The sequence below is a fragment of the Cupriavidus oxalaticus genome (assembly GCF_004768545.1).
Lineage (GTDB): Bacteria > Pseudomonadota > Gammaproteobacteria > Burkholderiales > Burkholderiaceae > Cupriavidus > Cupriavidus oxalaticus_A.
In genome coordinates this window covers 2,258,796-2,274,133 of sequence record NZ_CP038635.1, presented here as the reverse complement: position 1 = coordinate 2,274,133, position 15,338 = coordinate 2,258,796, and the positions used below count along the sequence as shown (strand labels likewise).

The 15,338-nt window shown below is 66.1% G+C and carries 13 protein-coding genes and 1 pseudogene; 12 read left to right on the top strand and 2 right to left on the bottom strand.

From position 1 onward, the window contains the following. Positions 1–22: 22 nt before the first annotated feature. Positions 23–877, bottom strand: a complete 855-nt coding sequence (locus E0W60_RS21335; RefSeq protein WP_135705509.1) for an endonuclease/exonuclease/phosphatase family protein — start codon at positions 875–877, stop codon at positions 23–25. 236 nt (positions 878–1,113) lie between these two features. On the opposite strand from E0W60_RS21335, the gene rlmD reads away from it, so the two are divergent. Then, complete coding sequence (gene rlmD, locus E0W60_RS21330) at positions 1,114–2,418, top strand: 23S rRNA (uracil(1939)-C(5))-methyltransferase RlmD (protein ID WP_240745996.1); 1,305 nt, start codon at positions 1,114–1,116, stop codon at positions 2,416–2,418. A 65-nt stretch (positions 2,419–2,483) separates the two neighbouring features. On the opposite strand, the gene E0W60_RS21325 is transcribed toward rlmD, so the two are convergent. Then, a complete protein-coding gene (locus E0W60_RS21325) occupies positions 2,484–3,188 on the bottom strand; it encodes a Bax inhibitor-1/YccA family protein (protein ID WP_133096535.1) in 705 nt (234 codons plus the stop codon). A 372-nt stretch (positions 3,189–3,560) separates the two neighbouring features. Here E0W60_RS21325 and ndk point away from each other — a divergent pair, with 372 nt between their 5' ends. The 11 genes and pseudogenes from ndk (at position 3,561) to hflX (ending at position 15,185) form a co-directional block, all read left to right on the top strand. Beyond that, on the top strand, positions 3,561–3,986 hold the full coding sequence (gene ndk, locus E0W60_RS21320; RefSeq protein ID WP_010809422.1) for a nucleoside-diphosphate kinase: 426 nt from the start codon (positions 3,561–3,563) through the stop codon (positions 3,984–3,986). A 36-nt stretch (positions 3,987–4,022) separates the two neighbouring features. Next, positions 4,023–5,172 (top strand): annotated as a pseudogene (rlmN, locus tag E0W60_RS21315) (23S rRNA (adenine(2503)-C(2))-methyltransferase RlmN). Beyond that, positions 5,169–5,948: a type IV pilus biogenesis/stability protein PilW gene (pilW, locus tag E0W60_RS21310; RefSeq protein ID WP_135705508.1), complete on the top strand. Its 780-nt coding sequence runs from the start codon at positions 5,169–5,171 to the stop codon at positions 5,946–5,948. The pseudogene rlmN and the gene pilW overlap by 4 nt, the downstream one beginning before the upstream one ends. Further along, the gene (locus E0W60_RS21305) at positions 5,941–6,933 is read left to right on the top strand and encodes a RodZ domain-containing protein (RefSeq protein ID WP_133096532.1); all 993 of its coding nucleotides are present in this window, start codon (positions 5,941–5,943) and stop codon (positions 6,931–6,933) included. The genes pilW and E0W60_RS21305 overlap by 8 nt, the downstream gene beginning before the upstream one ends. 52 nt (positions 6,934–6,985) lie before the next feature. Further along, a complete protein-coding gene (ispG, locus tag E0W60_RS21300; RefSeq protein ID WP_133096531.1) occupies positions 6,986–8,278 on the top strand; it encodes a flavodoxin-dependent (E)-4-hydroxy-3-methylbut-2-enyl-diphosphate synthase in 1,293 nt (430 codons plus the stop codon). Positions 8,279–8,316: 38 nt separating this feature from the next. Next, positions 8,317–9,711, top strand: coding sequence for a histidine--tRNA ligase (hisS, locus tag E0W60_RS21295; protein ID WP_133096530.1), 1,395 nt, complete (start codon positions 8,317–8,319; stop codon positions 9,709–9,711). Between the two features lie 63 nt (positions 9,712–9,774). Beyond that, entirely contained in the window at positions 9,775–10,407 is a 633-nt protein-coding gene (locus tag E0W60_RS21290; protein WP_135705507.1) for a YfgM family protein, read from the top strand. A gap of 50 nt (positions 10,408–10,457) precedes the next feature. After that, positions 10,458–11,633 carry an outer membrane protein assembly factor BamB gene (gene bamB, locus E0W60_RS21285; protein WP_133096528.1) on the top strand — a complete coding sequence of 392 codons (1,176 nt, stop codon included), beginning with the start codon at positions 10,458–10,460 and terminating at the stop codon, positions 11,631–11,633. A gap of 223 nt (positions 11,634–11,856) precedes the next feature. Beyond that, positions 11,857–13,200, top strand: coding sequence for a ribosome biogenesis GTPase Der (gene der, locus E0W60_RS21280; protein WP_133096527.1), 1,344 nt, complete (start codon positions 11,857–11,859; stop codon positions 13,198–13,200). Positions 13,201–13,411: 211 nt separating this feature from the next. Beyond that, the gene (gene hfq, locus E0W60_RS21275) at positions 13,412–13,651 is read left to right on the top strand and encodes an RNA chaperone Hfq (protein WP_029046151.1); all 240 of its coding nucleotides are present in this window, start codon (positions 13,412–13,414) and stop codon (positions 13,649–13,651) included. A 289-nt stretch (positions 13,652–13,940) separates the two neighbouring features. Further along, positions 13,941–15,185: a GTPase HflX gene (gene hflX / locus E0W60_RS21270; protein ID WP_135705506.1), complete on the top strand. Its 1,245-nt coding sequence runs from the start codon at positions 13,941–13,943 to the stop codon at positions 15,183–15,185. The last annotated feature ends 153 nt before the right edge of the window (positions 15,186–15,338 follow it).

The following is a 15,338-nucleotide window of genomic DNA, read 5'->3' as shown; positions in this document are numbered from 1 at the left end:
CCCGCCGGCGGGCGCCACGGCCTTAAAGGTCCAGCGATAGCAGGATCGGCTGGTGGTCCGAGTCGGCCGTATCTGCGTTGATCTCGCAACGCCGGATCCGCGCGGCCAGGTTGTCCGTGACGAACATGAAGTCGCAGGCGAACGGTGGCTCGGGCCATTGCTCCTTGTCATGGATGGCGCAGGTCGGCGCGTGCGGCTGGCCGGGATGTGTGAGCAGCCAGGCGTCGCGCCATGGCGTGGTGGCGTCGTCGAACGGCTCCAGCATGCGCCGATAGGCAATGTCGTCGGGTTTGCTGTTGAAATCGCCGCACAGGATGGCTTCGGCGGGGCGCGGTTCCGGCGTGAACGGCCCGGGCCACTTCTCGCTGCGGCCCGGGCGACGCGCGTGGTCGCAGGCCTGGGCATGCCAGTCGCGCAGGGCTTCGGCCTGCGCCGCGCGCTGGAGCGCCGAGTAATACTCAAGGTGCGTGCAGATCACGCGCAGCGACTGCGTGCCGGCTTCGACGGTGACTTCCAGCGCAACGCGCGGCATCGACGCCACTTGCGGGTCCGCCGGCCACGGCAAGGCGTGCCGGAATACCTCGCGTACTGGTAGCCGCGTGGCGATCAGGTTGCCGAATTGCTTGTGTGTGCCGTTGCGGTCGCGCCGGTCCACGCCTGACGCAAAGAGCAGGTGATAGCCTGGCAGCAGGGCGGTCAGTTCGGCAACCTGGTCGATGCTTGGCTCGCCGCGCAGTTCACCGAATCCGCGCGTGACTTCCTGCAGGCAGATCACATCGACATCGGCCATCGCGTGCAGTGTGTCCACCTGCCGCGCCAGGTCCACACGCCCGTCCGCGCCGCGGCCCCATTGGATATTCCAAGAAATCAGTTCCATGCGACGCCTCCATCGTTGACCCGGCCGGTCTGGCATACAATCGCGCTTTCGTAAAACAATACGTCAGGTTTTATCTGGTGTCCCAAGCCGTGTCCTCCCCACAAGAAACGACCGCCGTCGCGCCCGAATCAGCTGCACCGGGTGCCGCTCCCGCCGCAAAAGAGCCCCGTGGCCGTGGCAATGCCAATGGCAATGCTCCGGGCGTCGACCCCGTGGTGTCGATCGACAGCCTCGACATGGAGGCACGCGGCGTCGGCCGCCTGGTGAACGAGGACGGCACGCCTGGCAAGGTGATCTTCGTCGAAGGCGCATTGCCGGGCGAGACCGTCAGTTATCGCAGCTACCGGCGCAAGCCCAGCTTCGAGCAGGCGCACCTCGGCGAAGTCCTGCAAGAATCGGTGATGCGCGTAAAGCCGGGCTGCCAGCATTTCGGTGTCTGCGGCGGGTGCTCGATGCAGCATCTGGATTCGCGCGCGCAGCTTGCGATCAAGCAGCGCGTGCTGGAAGACAACTTGTGGCACCTGTCCAAGGTGAAGCCCGACGTGGTGTTCCGGCCGATCGCCGGTCCGGACTGGGGCTACCGCTACCGCGCGCGCCTGACCGTGCGCCACGTGGTGAAGAAGGGCGGCGTGCTGGTGGGCTTCCATGAGCGCAAGAGCAGCTATGTCGCCGACATGACGCGTTGTGAAATCCTGCCGCCGCATGTCTCGGCGATGCTGGTGCCGCTGCGCGAACTGGTGGCGGGCCTGTCGATCCGCGACCGCATGCCGCAGATCGAGCTGGCCGTCGGGCATGAAGTGACGGCGCTGGTGCTGCGCATCCTCGAGCCGCTGACCGATGCCGACAAGGACCTGCTGCGCGCCTTCGCCGATGAATACAAGGTGCAGTTCTGGCTGCAGCCGAAGGGGCCGGACACGGTCTACCCGTTCTACCCGACCGACGTCGAGCTGGCCTATACGCTGCCGGAATTCGGCATCCGCATGCCGTTCAAGCCGACCGACTTCACGCAGGTGAACCACCAGATCAATCGCGTGCTGATCGGCCGCGCGCTGCGCCTGCTCGATGCGCAGCCGGGCGACCGCCTGCTCGACCTTTTCTGCGGCATCGGCAATTTCACGCTGCCGCTGGCCACGCAGGGCAAGTCGGTGATGGGCATCGAGGGCAGCGAGGCGCTGACCACGCGCGCACTGGCCAATGCGGAATACAACGGGCTGGCCGCCAAAACCGAGTTCGCGTGCCGCAACCTGTTCGAAGTCACTGCCGACGACATCGCCGCGCTGGGCCGCTTCGACCGCTGGCTGGTCGATCCGCCGCGCGAAGGCGCGCTCGCGGTGAGCAAGGCGCTCGGCGAGCTGGCGCAGCAGGGCAGCCACGTGCTGCCGCGGCGCATCGTCTACGTGTCGTGCAGTCCCGCCACGCTGGCGCGCGATGCCGGCCTGCTGGTGCACGAGGCGGGCTACCGCCTGAGCGGCGCCGGCGTGGTCAATATGTTTCCCCACACGTCGCACGTGGAGTCGATTGCGGTATTCGACCGCGACTGACCGCGCCGTGCGCCAAAAGAAAAAGCCGGCCTTGGCCGGCTTTTTTCATGCCGCGGCGTTTGCCGTCATTCCCGGCTGCCGCCGAAGATGCCCAGCAGCGCCAGCAGGTTGGCGAAGACGTTGTACACGTCGAGGTAGATCGCCAGCGTGGCGGTGATGTAGTTGGTCTCGCCGCCGTTCACCACGCGCTGTACATCGAACAGGATGTAAGCCGAGAAGATACCGATCGCGATCACCGACACCGTGATCATCAGCGACGGCAGCTGCAGCCAGATATTGGCAACGCTGGCCAGGATCAGCAGGATCAGGCCGACGAACAGGAACTTGCCCAGGCCGGAAAAATCGCGCTTGCTGACGGTGGCGATGGTCGCCATCGCGCCGAACACTGCCGCCGTGCCGCCAAAGGCGTACATGATCAGCGCCGGTCCGTTGGAAAACGCCAGCGTTGCGCTGATCAGGCGCGACAGCATCAGTCCCATGAAGAACGTGAATGCCAGCAACAGCACCACGCCCATGCTGCTGTTCTTGGTTTTCTCGATGGCGAAGAAGAACCCGAACGCGATGGCCAGGAACAGGATTAGCGACAGGCCGGGGCTGCCCGCCATGAAGCTGAAGCCGGTGGCCACGCCGACCCATGCACCCAGCACGGTGGGGATCATCGAAAGGGCCAGCAGCCAGTAAGTGTTGCGCAAGACCCGGTTGCGAACGACGACGTCAGTGACGGTCGACGCACTGTTGCCGAAACCGTAGGTATTCAGCTTGTTATCCATGGTGACTCCTGTCTCGAAACGGTGAGGCGCCGGGCCTGTCCGAAATAAAGAGAATTTTCGGATCGACCGCGGACGGAACCATCGTCAATGTGGCATCTGGTTGGCCGAATTGCAAGGGCGGGGTAATCCCGCAGGCACCCGCGCCCCTGTTTCGGCCTGTTCCGCGCTGCCTTCGTTTGACGGACGCCGGGGCGCCACGTTCCAGACATGACGAGGATGTAATGTGCAGCCAGTGCTACTTGCGGCCAGGATGTGGCTTTTGACCGGTGACACCCGCGCCAGAGCGGCCCAGACCCTCGAAAGGGTCATCGTCTTCGTGCTAGAATTGCACGTTTAATCCATTTGTAACCCCTTCATTTTTCGGAGTTTTTCATGGCGATCGAACGCACCCTGTCGATTATCAAGCCGGATGCCGTGGCCAAGAACGTCATCGGCCAGATCTACGCCCGTTTCGAGGCCGCCGGCCTGAAGATCGTTGCTGCCAAGATGGTGCACCTGTCGCGCGGTGAAGCCGAGCAGTTCTATGCTGTGCACAAGGAGCGTCCGTTCTTCAAGGATCTGGTCGACTTCATGGTTTCCGGCCCGGTCATGATCCAGGCCCTGGAAGGCGAAAACGCCATCGCCAAGAACCGTGACCTGATGGGCGCCACCGACCCGAAGAAGGCCGAGAAGGGCACCATCCGCGCCGACTTCGCCGACAGCATCGACGCCAACGCCGTGCACGGCTCGGACGCCGCCGAAACCGCTGCCGTGGAAGTTTCCTTCTTCTTCCCGGGCATGAACGTCTACAGCCGCTAATTGGCTGCTGACTGAACTGAAGCCGAGTTTGCCGTCATGAACGATCTCGTCAACCTGCTCGACCTCGACGCGGACGCGCTCACCGCCTATTGCGGCGAGCTCGGCGAGAAGCCGTTCCGTGCGCGGCAACTGCAACGCTGGATCCACCACTACGGTGCCAGCCGTTTCGACGCCATGTCGGATCTCGCCAAGTCGCTGCGCGAAAAGCTCTCGACCCGGGCCGAGATCCGCGCGCCTGCCGCCATCACCGACAACCTGTCGGCCGACGGCACGCGCAAGTGGCTGCTCGACGTCGGTGAGGGCAATGCGGTGGAAACGGTGTACATCCCCGAGAAACGCGCGGCACGCTGTGCGTCTCCTCGCAGGCGGGCTGCGCGTCACTGCCGCTTCTGCTCGACCGGCAAGCAGGCTTTTCGCGCAACCTGACCACGGCGAAATCATTGGCCAGCTGTGGATGGCGGAGTTGCCATGCGCGAGCAGCTGTGCCGAGGCCCCAAGGACGACCGCGTCATCTCCAACGTGGTTGATGATGGGCATGGGCGAGCCGCTGCTGAACTACGATGCCGTGGTGCCGGCCATGCGGCTGATGCTGGACGACAACGCCTACGGCCTGTCGCGCCGCCGCGTGACCCTGTCCACTTCCGGCGTGGTGCCGATGATGGACCGGCTGTCCAAGGACCTGCCGGTGGCGCTCGCCGTGTCGCTGCACGCGTCCAACGACGCCTTGCGCGACGTGCTGGTGCCGCTGAACAAGAAATACCCGCTGGCCGAACTGGTGGCGGCATGCCGCCGCTACCTGGAATTCGCGCCGCGCGATTTCATTACTTTCGAATACTGCATGCTGGACGGCGTCAACGATGGCGTCGAGCATGCGCGGGAACTGCTGAAGCTTGTCGCCGACGTGCCGTGCAAGTTCAACCTGATCCCGTTCAACCCGTTCCCCGAATCGGGCCTGAAGCGTTCCAACAACGAGCAGATCCGGCGCTTCGCGCAGGTGCTGATGGACGCGGGCATCGTGACCACCATCCGCAAGACGCGCGGCGACGATATCGACGCCGCCTGCGGACAGCTGGCCGGGGAAGTGAAGGACCGTACCCGCCTGGCCGAGCGCGGCAAGTTCGGCAAGATCACGCCACTGGTGCCGGTCAACAGCGCCGGCCAGCCTCGGGAGGCTCGCCCTGCATGATCCGTCTGATCGCTGCGGCCCTGTTCGGGCTGCTGATGTTGTCCGGCTGCCAGCTGCCGCACTCGCCGGCTCAGGATCTCCAGACCGCTTCCGACCAGACCGATGCAAGGCGCCGCGCCGGCATCCGGCTGCAGCTGGCCACCAACTATCTCGAAGCCGGCCAGAATGCGGTCGCGCTTGACGAGATCAAGCAGGCGATCGCCATCGATCCGTCGCTCGCGGATGCCTACCATGTGCGCGCGCTGATCTACATGAATATGAACGAGCAGGCGCTGGCCGACGACAGCTTCCGCACCGCGGTATCGATGCGCGGCAACGACGGCGACCTGCTCAACAACTATGGCTGGTTCCTGTGCCAGTCGGGCCGCTATGGCGAGGCCGTGCCGATGCTGCAGCGCGCCGTGTCGGCGCCGTCGGCCGGTGGTCCGGTGAAACCGCTGATCAGCCTGGGTGCGTGCGAGCTGCGTCGCGGCAACAGCGCCGAGGCGGAAAAGAATCTGAAGGCCGCACTAGGCTACGACCGCAACAATCCGGTGGCAAACACCAATCTGGCGCTGGTCTACTACCGGCGCGGCGATTTCGCGCAGGCCCGGCAGTATGCCCAGCGCGTCAACAGCAGCCAATTTGCCAGTGCGCAATCCCTCTGGCTGGGAGCGCGCATTGCACACCGCCAGGGCGATGGCCGCACGCAGGATGCGCTGGTCGCGCAGCTGCGCAGCCGCTTCCCCGATTCGCGTGAGTTGACCGCATACGAACAAGGAGCATGGGATGAGTGAGCACGACCGCGCCGCAGGCCAGGCCGTACCGACGCAATACGTCGGCGGTGGCGCGCACGAAGGAGAACGCGAAGCCGCAGCGCGCGAGATTGGCGCGGCACTGGCGCGCGAGCGCGAAGCGCAGCGGCTGTCGGTGGAAGATGTCAGCGCACGCCTGAAAGTGGCGGCGCCAAAGCTGCGCGCGATCGAAGCCGGCGACCTGCAGTCGCTGCCCGACGTCACTTTCGCCAAGGGCGTGATGCGGGCCTACGCGCGCATGCTGCATGTCGATATCGACGCGCTGCTGGCGCGCTTCCAGCCTCCGGTGGCACCGGTCAACGAAATCGCGCGCCAGCGCGAGGGCAGCCTCAATGCGGCGTTCGACGACCGCAAGCGCTTCCGCAGCGGCGGAGCTGGCGGCCGCTGGGTCTGGCTGGCGCTGGTGGCGGTGGTGCTGGCCGCCGGTGGCTGGTTCGGCCTGGACCATATCCGCCAGTGGATCGAGACCCGCAGCAGCGCGACCGAGACTGCCGTGACGGAAGAACATGCCGCCGCGCAACCGACCGAGCCCGGCACGGTGACCGCAGCGCTGCCGCCGGTAATGGCCGCCGCCGACTCGCCGGCGCCCTCGGCCGAAACCACGCCGGTCAGCGCCGCGGTCGCGACTGCCGCGCCGGCATCGGCCGTGGCTGCCGTGCCAGTTGTTGCGCCCATTGTTGCGCCGGCCGCAGCAACGCCCGCGCCGGTGCCCGCAGCGCCTGCGGGCGCCGGCGAACTGCAGATCCGCTTCGCCGCCGACACCTGGTATGAAGTCCGCGACAGCAGCGGCAAGATCGTGCTGGGCGGCACGGCCAAGGCCGGCCAGGCCGTGGCCGGCGGCGGCAAGGCCCCGTACAAGGTGGTGATCGGCAACGTCAAGGGTGTCGAGTCGATGACGCGCAACGGCGAGCCGGTCGACCTGAAGGCAGCCAACCGCAACAACGTGGCGCGCCTGACGCTGCCCTGATCCGGGCCGGCGAAAGGTGCGGCGCAGTGCGTCTTTGCAAGGTGGTAATGCTATGAACCAACAGCTCTGTCTCCCGGTCCTGCCCGGCTCGCTGCCGCGCCGCCAGACGCGCCAGGCGCGCGTCGTGTGGGGCGATAACGTGGTGACCATCGGCGGCGATGCGCCGGTGCGCGTGCAGTCGATGACCAACACGGACACGGTCGACGCCATCGGCACGGCGATCCAGGTGAAGGACCTGGCGCGCGCGGGTTCGGAAATCGTGCGCATCACGGTGAACACGCCCGAGGCCGCCGCCGCGGTGCCGTCGATCCGTGAGCAGCTCGACCGCATGGGCGTCGACGTGCCGCTGGTGGGCGACTTCCACTACAACGGCCACAAGCTGCTGCAGGACTATCCGGCCTGCGCCGAGGCGCTGTCCAAGTACCGCATCAACCCGGGCAACGTGGGGCAGGGCGCCAAGCGCGACACGCAGTTCGCGCAGATGATCGAGATGGCGTGCCGCTACAACAAGCCGGTGCGCATTGGCGTGAACTGGGGCAGCCTGGACCAGGACCTGCTGGCGCGCATCATGGACGAGAACGCGTCGCGCGCCGAGCCTTGGCCGGCGCAGAGCGTGATGATCGAGGCGCTGATCACCTCGGCGATCGATTCGGCGAAAAAGGCTGAAGAGATCGGCCTGCCGGGCAGCCAGATCATCCTGTCGTGCAAGGTATCGCAGGTGCAGGAGCTGATCGCGGTCTACCGCGAACTGGCGCGCCGCTGCGACTATGCGCTGCACCTGGGCCTGACCGAGGCCGGCATGGGCAGCAAGGGCATCGTCGCCTCCACGGCGGCGCTGTCGGTGCTGCTGCAGGAAGGCATCGGCGACACGGTCCGCATCTCGCTGACGCCGGAACCCGGCGCGCCGCGCGAGAAGGAAGTGTATGTGGGGCAGGAAATCCTGCAGACCATGGGCCTGCGCAACTTCACCCCGATGGTGATTGCATGCCCGGGATGTGGCCGCACCACCAGCACGGTGTTCCAGGAGCTCGCGGCAAGCATCCAGACGTACCTGCGCGAGCAGATGCCGCATTGGAAAACCGCCTATCCGGGCGTCGAGGAAATGGATGTGGCCGTGATGGGCTGCATCGTCAACGGCCCGGGCGAGAGCAAGCACGCCAATATCGGCATTTCGCTGCCGGGCTCGGGCGAGTCGCCCGCGGCGCCGGTGTTCGTCGACGGCGTCAAGGTAAAGACGCTGCGCGGCGAGCGCATTGCCGAGGAATTTCAGGCGATCGTCGACGAGTACGTTCGCACGCATTACGGCCCGGGTGCTGCACGGGCCGATAAAGAAGTGGCAGCCTGAGCCGCACCGGCCAGGCCCCAGAAGCTGACAAGAACAGAATGACGCAATCCGACAACGCAGCCGCCGCCGGCGCTGCCAAGACTGAACCGAAGGCTGAACTGAAAGCCGAGCAGAAGGTGAAGCCCGCCAAGGCGCTGCAGGGCGTGAAGGGCATGAACGACATGCTTCCGGCCGACGCGCCGCTGTGGGAGCATTTCGAGAATGCCGCCCGCGCCATGTTGCGCGCCTACGGCTACCAGCAGCTGCGCACGCCGATCGTCGAGCACACGCAGCTGTTCGTGCGCGGCATCGGCGAGGTGACCGACATCGTCGAGAAGGAGATGTACTCCTTCACCGATGCGCTCAACGGCGAGCAGCTGACGTTGCGTCCCGAAGGGACCGCCGCCGCCGTGCGCGCGACCATCGAGCACAACCTTCTGTACGACGGCCCCAAGCGCCTGTGGTACACCGGCCCGATGTTCCGCCACGAGCGCCCGCAGCGCGGCCGCTATCGCCAGTTCCACCAGCTGGGCGCCGAGGCGCTGGGCTTTGCCGGTCCGGACGTCGACGCCGAGATCATCCTGATGTGCCAGCGCCTGTGGGACGACCTGGGCCTGGTCGGCGTGCGCCTGGAGATCAATTCGCTGGGGCAGGCCAATGAGCGTGCCGCCCACCGCGAGGAGCTGATCAAGTACCTGGAGGGCTTCCAGGACATCCTGGACGATGACAGCAAGCGCCGCCTGTACACCAACCCGCTGCGCGTGCTGGATACCAAGAATCCGGCGCTGCAGGAAATGGCCGCCAATGCGCCCAAGCTGATCGACTTCCTGGGCGAAGAGTCGCTGGCTCACTTCGAGGGCGTGCAGCGCCTGCTCAAGGCCAACAACATCCCCTTCAAGATCAATCCGCGCCTGGTGCGCGGGCTGGACTACTACAACCTGACGGTGTTCGAGTGGATCACCGACAAGCTCGGCGCGCAGGGCACCATCGCCGGCGGCGGCCGCTATGACCCGCTGATCGCGCAGATGGGCGGCAAGCCGGCACCGGCTTGCGGCTGGGCCATGGGCGTCGAGCGCATCATCGAGCTGATCCGCGAAGAGGGCGTGGTGCCCGACGCCGCGGGTTGCGATGTCTACCTCGTGCACCAGGGCGAAGCCGCCGCGCAGCAGGCGATGGTCGCGGCCGAGCGGCTGCGCGACGCCGGCCTGGACGTGGTGCTCCACGCCAGCCCCGACGGCAAGGGCGGCAGCTTTAAGTCGCAGATGAAGCGCGCCGACGCAAGCGGCGCGGCCTATGCCGTTATCATTGGCGACGACGAAGTGGCCGCTGGCGTGGTCCAGGTCAAGGAACTTCGCCAGCGCGATCAGGCCGAAGGCGGTGGGCAACAGGCCACCGTGCAGGCCGAGGGCCTGGTCGACTACCTGATCGACGCCATGGTCGGCGCCAGCGAATAAGCGCGCCCGCCGCACCGTCATCCAAGACGCCCGTATCCAACCAACGCAGGTGATTGCCTCGACATGGCTTACGATCTAGAAGAACAGGAACAGCTTGAGAATCTGAAGGCCTGGTGGCGCCAGTACGGCAATGCGCTGACCTGGGTGGTCATCGCCGCGCTGCTGGCGTTTGCCGGCTGGAACGGCTGGAAGTACTGGGAGCGCAAGCAGGCCGGCGAGGCCGCGGTGCTGTACGAGCAGGTGCTCAAGGCCGCCGAGGCACGCGATGTCGAACGCATCAAGCGTGCGGCAACCGACCTTGAGGACAAGTACGGGCGTACCGCCTATGGCCAGATGAGCGCACTGGTCGCCGGCCGCGTGTTGTATGACGCGGGCGACCTGGCCGCGGCCAAGACCCAGCTGCAGTGGGCCATCGACCACGGCGACGAAGAATACGCGCATCTGGCGCGGGTGCGCCTGGCCGGCGTGCTGCTCGACGAAAAGGCTTATGACAAAGGCCTGGCGTTGCTGAAGGACGAACCGCCGGCAGCGTTCATGTCGCTGTATGCCGACCGCCGCGGCGACCTGCTCGCCGCGCAGGACAAGCGCGACGACGCGCGCGCCGCCTATCGCAAGGCGCTGGACAAGCTGGGCGAGGCCGAGCCGGCCACGCGCCAGATCATCCAGTTCAAGCTCGATGCGCTGGGCGCGGCCTGATGCGGCCGCGCGCGCTTTATAGCATCACGCAAAACCAGGACCGTAACCTTATGACGTCAGTGCTTTCCCGTGCCGTACACCGCCAGCGCGCCCGCGCCGTGACCCGTGCGCTGGTGGCGGCTGCCTGCCTGGCCGCGCTGGGCGGCTGCTCGCTGTTCAGCAAGGAAAACAAGCACCCGCCCGCCGAACTCAAGCCGGTCTCGGCCACGCTGACCGTGCGCCAGGCGTGGAAGGCCGATGTGGGCAAGAGCGGCCCGTATTCGATGCAGCCCGCCGCGGCGGGCAACAATGTCTATGTGTCGTCCAACAACGGCAACGTGATGGCGCTGGAAGGCGCCTCCGGGCGCGTGCTGTGGAAGGCCAAGACCGACCTGGACCTGACCTCCGGCCCGGGCAGCGATGGCTCGGTGACCGCGGTCGCCGGCGAGAAGGGCGCGATCTACGCCTTCGACGCCAGCGGCAAGCAGATCTGGAAGAAGCAGGTCAACGGCGAGGTGCTGTCCGCGCCGCTGGTCGGCAACGGCCTGGTGGTGGTGCGCACCACCGACACGCGCGTGTTCGGCCTCGACGCCGGGACCGGCGAGCGCCGCTGGATCTACCAGCGCTCGCAGACGCCGCTGAACCTGCGTGCCGCGATGGGGATGGTGTTTGCCGGTGACGGCATCGTGATGGGCTTTCCCGGCGGCAAGCTGGGCGTGCTGACGCCGGGCAACGGCGTGCTGCGTTGGGAAAGCACGATCTCCTATCCCAAGGGCGTATCCGAGATCGAGCGCCTGAACGATGTCACCGGCCAGCCGATGATCAGCGGCCGCCAGGTCTGCGCCACCACCTTCCAGGGACGCGTGGCCTGCCTTGAGCTGGCCAGCGGCCAGCCACAGTGGGGCAAGGATTTCTCGTCGCCGAGCGGCCCCGCGCAGGATGACAATGCCATCTATGCCAGCGACGAGCAGTCGGTGGTGCATGCCTTCGACCGCCAGAACGGCACCGAGCGCTGGAAGAACGACCAGATGCGCAACCGCCGCCTAGGTGCGCCGCTGGCACTGGGCCGCTCGGTGGTGATGGGCGACTTCGAAGGCTATGTCCACTTCCTGTCGCGCGAGGACGGCCAGGTCGTCGCCCGCATGAAGACCGATGGCAGCGCCATCACCGCCGCGCCGGTGGTGGCGGGGCAGACGCTGGTGATCCAGACCCGCGACGGCGACGTCTTCGGGTTCCAGCCGGGCTGACCAGCAAGCAGTGCGCGCTGCCGTACACCTGTCGGTACGGTGCGCGCCGAATCCGGTAGCATGATCCCTGGTCGTGCGGCAAATTGCGCAGCGGGTTGCTGACCGGCGCCGCGCCCCGACAGGACAAGCGGCAAGGGCGCCCACGGGTGCGCGTGCCGTCGGATCCATTGACTCCGGAGTAACCGGGGGGCGGCAGGTGCCGGCCCCCGTTTCCGTTTATTGCATGAAACCAGTTATCGCACTTGTCGGCCGTCCCAATGTGGGGAAGTCGACGCTATTCAACCGCATGACCCGCTCGCGCGACGCCCTCGTCGCCGACCTGCCGGGCCTGACGCGCGACCGCCACTATGGCGAGGGCCGCGTCGGCGAGCGTCCGTTCATCGCCATCGACACCGGCGGCTTCGAGCCGGTGGTCAAGGAAGGCATCGTCGCCGAGATGGCCAAGCAGACCAAGCAGGCGGTGGTCGAGGCCGACGTGGTGATCTTTATCGTCGACGGCCGCCTCGGCCTGGCGCCGCAGGACCGCGCCATTGCCGACTACCTGCGCAAGACCGGCCGGCGCATCATGCTGGCGGTGAACAAGGCCGAGGGCATGAAGTACACCTCGGTTGCCGCGGATTTCTACGAGCTCGGCATGGGCGATCCGTACGCGATCTCCGCTGCCCACGGCGACGGCGTGCGCGAGCTGGTCGACGAAGCGATCGAGCTGGCGGTGCAGGAGCGCCCGGAACTGGCCGCCGAAGAGCCCGTGGACGGCAAGGGCGTCAAGATCGCCATCGTCGGGCGCCCCAATGTGGGGAAGTCCACGCTGGTCAATACGCTGATCGGCGAGGAGCGCGTGATCGCGTTCGACATGCCAGGCACGACCCGCGACGCCATCTACGTGGAATTCGAACGCGGCGGCAAGCCTTATACGCTGATCGACACGGCGGGCCTGCGCCGGCGCGGCAAGGTGTTCGAGGCGATTGAAAAATTTTCAGTGGTCAAGACGCTGCAATCGATCGCCGATGCCAACGTCGTGATCCTGCTGCTGGATGCGCAACAGGACATCTCCGACCAGGACGCGCATATCGCGGGCTTTATCGTTGAATCCGGCCGCGCGCTGGTGGTCGGCGTCAATAAATGGGACGGGCTGGACGGCCATACCCGCGACCGCATCAAGCACGACCTCGAGCGCAAGCTGCAATTCCTGAATTTCGCGAATTTCCACTTTGTGTCGGCGCGCGAGCGCACCGGCATCGGCGCGCTGATGCGTTCCGTCGACGACGCCTATGCCGCGGCCATGGTCAAGCTGCCGACGCCGCAGCTGACGCGCGTGCTGCAGGAAGCGGTCGAATTCCAGCAGCCCAAGCGCGTCGGCGCATCGCGTCCCAAGCTGCGCTATGCGCACCAGGGGGGCTCGAATCCGCCGATCATCGTGATCCATGGCAACGCGCTGTCAGGGGTTGCGGAGACCTATCGGCGGTATCTGGAAAACCGTTTCCGTGCGGCCTTCAAGCTCAAGGGCACCCCCCTGCGCATCGAATTCCGTACGAACAAAAATCCGTACGCGGACTCGAAGGATTGAGTCCGGAATCGGATCCTTGGCGGGGCCAGTTTTCGTTTGCGTTCGTTTGGAACTGCGGCTAAATTCACGGTAGCAGGGGGTTCCCTGTGCATTGACGCCGACTTGGTACCGTTTTTGATCTTTTTTCTGGCGCGTTTTTGCGCCGCTTGACTTGAACCGGGGAGTTCCATCCCCATCATTCACCACTAAACCTATAAATTTGGAGTGTGCCATGAGCAACAAAGGGCAACTGCTACAAGACCCGTTCCTGAACGCGCTGCGCAAAGAGCACGTGCCGGTGTCCATCTACCTCGTCAATGGCATCAAGCTGCAAGGCAATATCGAATCGTTCGATCAGTACGTCGTGCTGCTGCGTAACACTGTGACGCAGATGGTTTACAAGCATGCGATTTCCACCGTCGTTCCGGCGCGCGCGGTCAATTTCCGCGTGGATGATTCCTCCGAGAACTGATCTGCCTCACGGCCGCGGCAACCCGCGGTCGCGGACCCAAGGCATCGGCCTGGCGCCCTTCAGGGTTGCACCGATGCCCGGTACCGGTGCGCCAGCGCGGCCGGTGCCTGCCGGACCGGCCGCGCATCTCGCCGCCGTGGCTTCCCGCCCGGTGCGGGCAGCCATCCCGGCCGGGGACAGGGCAGGGCGGGACTTCCGCCGGCCATCCCTGGAAACCATCGGAAAGCGTTCCGCTATTCCTTGCTATTCCTCTCGCTACCGCTAATTCCCAGCGCATTCGCGCCATCCCTTGGATCCCAGAGCTACTTCCAACACTGCCCCGTCGCGCGCCATCCTCGTCGGCGTCGATTTCGGCAAGCATGATTTCGAGGAAAGCCTCAGCGAGCTCGCCTTGCTGACCTCCACCGCCGGCTCGCTGCCGGTGCATACGCTGACGGGCCGCCGCTCGCGGCCGGATCCGGCGCTGTTTATCGGCTCGGGCAAGGCCGAGGAACTGAAGGAAGCCGCCGACGCGCTCGATGCCGACGTGGTCGTGTTCAACCACGCACTCAGCCCGGCGCAGCAGCGTAACCTCGAGCGCTTCCTGAACCGCCACGTGATCGACCGTACCGGCCTGATCCTGGACATCTTCGGGCAGCGCGCGCAGAGCCACGTCGGCAAGGTGCAGGTCGAGCTGGCGCAGGTGACGTACCGCGCCTCGCGGCTGGTGCGCGCGTGGAGCCACCTGGAGCGGCAGAAGGGCGGTATCGGCATGCGCGGCGGCCCCGGCGAGCGCCAGCTCGAGCTGGACCGGCGCATGCTGGACGACCGTGCCAAGCGGCTCAGGGCGGACCTTTCGCGGCTGCAGCGCCAGCACAGCACGCAGCGGCGCGCACGCGCGCGCAACGACACGCTCAGCATTTCGCTGGTGGGCTATACCAATGCCGGCAAGTCGACGCTGTTCAACGCGCTGACCAAGGCGCGCGCCTATGCCGCCGACCAGCTGTTCGCCACGCTCGATACCACCTCGCGGCGGCTGTTCCTGGACGGGCTGGGCAACGTGGTGCTGAGCGACACGGTCGGATTTATCCGCGACCTGCCCACGCAGCTGGTGGCGGCGTTCCGTGCCACGCTCGAGGAAACGGTCCATGCCGACCTGCTGCTCCATGTGGTCGATGCATCTAGTCCGGTGCGCCATGAGCAGATCGAACAGGTCAACCGCGTGCTGGCCGAGATCGACGCGTCCGACATCCCGCAGATCGTGGTGATGAACAAGATCGATGCGGCGCCCGAGTTGCTGGACCAGGGCCCGCGCACCGAGCGCGATGAAGACGGCATTCCCACCCGGGTGTTCCTGAGCGCGCGCGAAGGGATCGGCCTGGATGCGCTGCGCGAAGCGGTGGTCGAGGTGGCCCAGTGGCTGGCCAGCCGCCCGCCGGAGCCCGCGCCCTACGACCAGAGGCTGGGCGACGCCCATCTGTATGAGGGCAACGGCGACAGCGGCGATCTGGCAGGCGATGGCGCCGACGACGACCAGCTGGGGGCCAGGCCCTGAGCCGGGCCAGCGCGGAGTCTTGCGCGGCTCAGGTGCCGCAGTGGTGCCGCAGCGGCGCATCTGCGGCCCGATTCGGAGCGCCTTTCCACGGATTGGTCGCGATTTGGGTAAATGTGGCGCAGATGACTGCTAGAATCCCCCTGTTACAAACTT

Bases quoted from the DNA above. Each gene is read 5' to 3' on its own strand.
- E0W60_RS21335 (WP_135705509.1), bottom strand. From the start codon at position 877: ATGGAACTGATTTCTTGGAATATCCAATGGGGCCGCGGCGCGGACGGG.
- rlmD (WP_240745996.1), top strand. From the start codon at position 1,114: ATGGAGGCACGCGGCGTCGGCCGCCTGGTGAACGAGGACGGCACGCCT.
- E0W60_RS21325 (WP_133096535.1), bottom strand. From the start codon at position 3,188: ATGGATAACAAGCTGAATACCTACGGTTTCGGCAACAGTGCGTCGACC.
- ndk (WP_010809422.1), top strand. From the start codon at position 3,561: ATGGCGATCGAACGCACCCTGTCGATTATCAAGCCGGATGCCGTGGCC.
- pilW (WP_135705508.1), top strand. From the start codon at position 5,169: ATGATCCGTCTGATCGCTGCGGCCCTGTTCGGGCTGCTGATGTTGTCC.
- E0W60_RS21305 (WP_133096532.1), top strand. From the start codon at position 5,941: ATGAGTGAGCACGACCGCGCCGCAGGCCAGGCCGTACCGACGCAATAC.
- ispG (WP_133096531.1), top strand. From the start codon at position 6,986: ATGAACCAACAGCTCTGTCTCCCGGTCCTGCCCGGCTCGCTGCCGCGC.
- hisS (WP_133096530.1), top strand. From the start codon at position 8,317: ATGACGCAATCCGACAACGCAGCCGCCGCCGGCGCTGCCAAGACTGAA.
- E0W60_RS21290 (WP_135705507.1), top strand. From the start codon at position 9,775: ATGGCTTACGATCTAGAAGAACAGGAACAGCTTGAGAATCTGAAGGCC.
- bamB (WP_133096528.1), top strand. From the start codon at position 10,458: ATGACGTCAGTGCTTTCCCGTGCCGTACACCGCCAGCGCGCCCGCGCC.
- der (WP_133096527.1), top strand. From the start codon at position 11,857: ATGAAACCAGTTATCGCACTTGTCGGCCGTCCCAATGTGGGGAAGTCG.
- hfq (WP_029046151.1), top strand. From the start codon at position 13,412: ATGAGCAACAAAGGGCAACTGCTACAAGACCCGTTCCTGAACGCGCTG.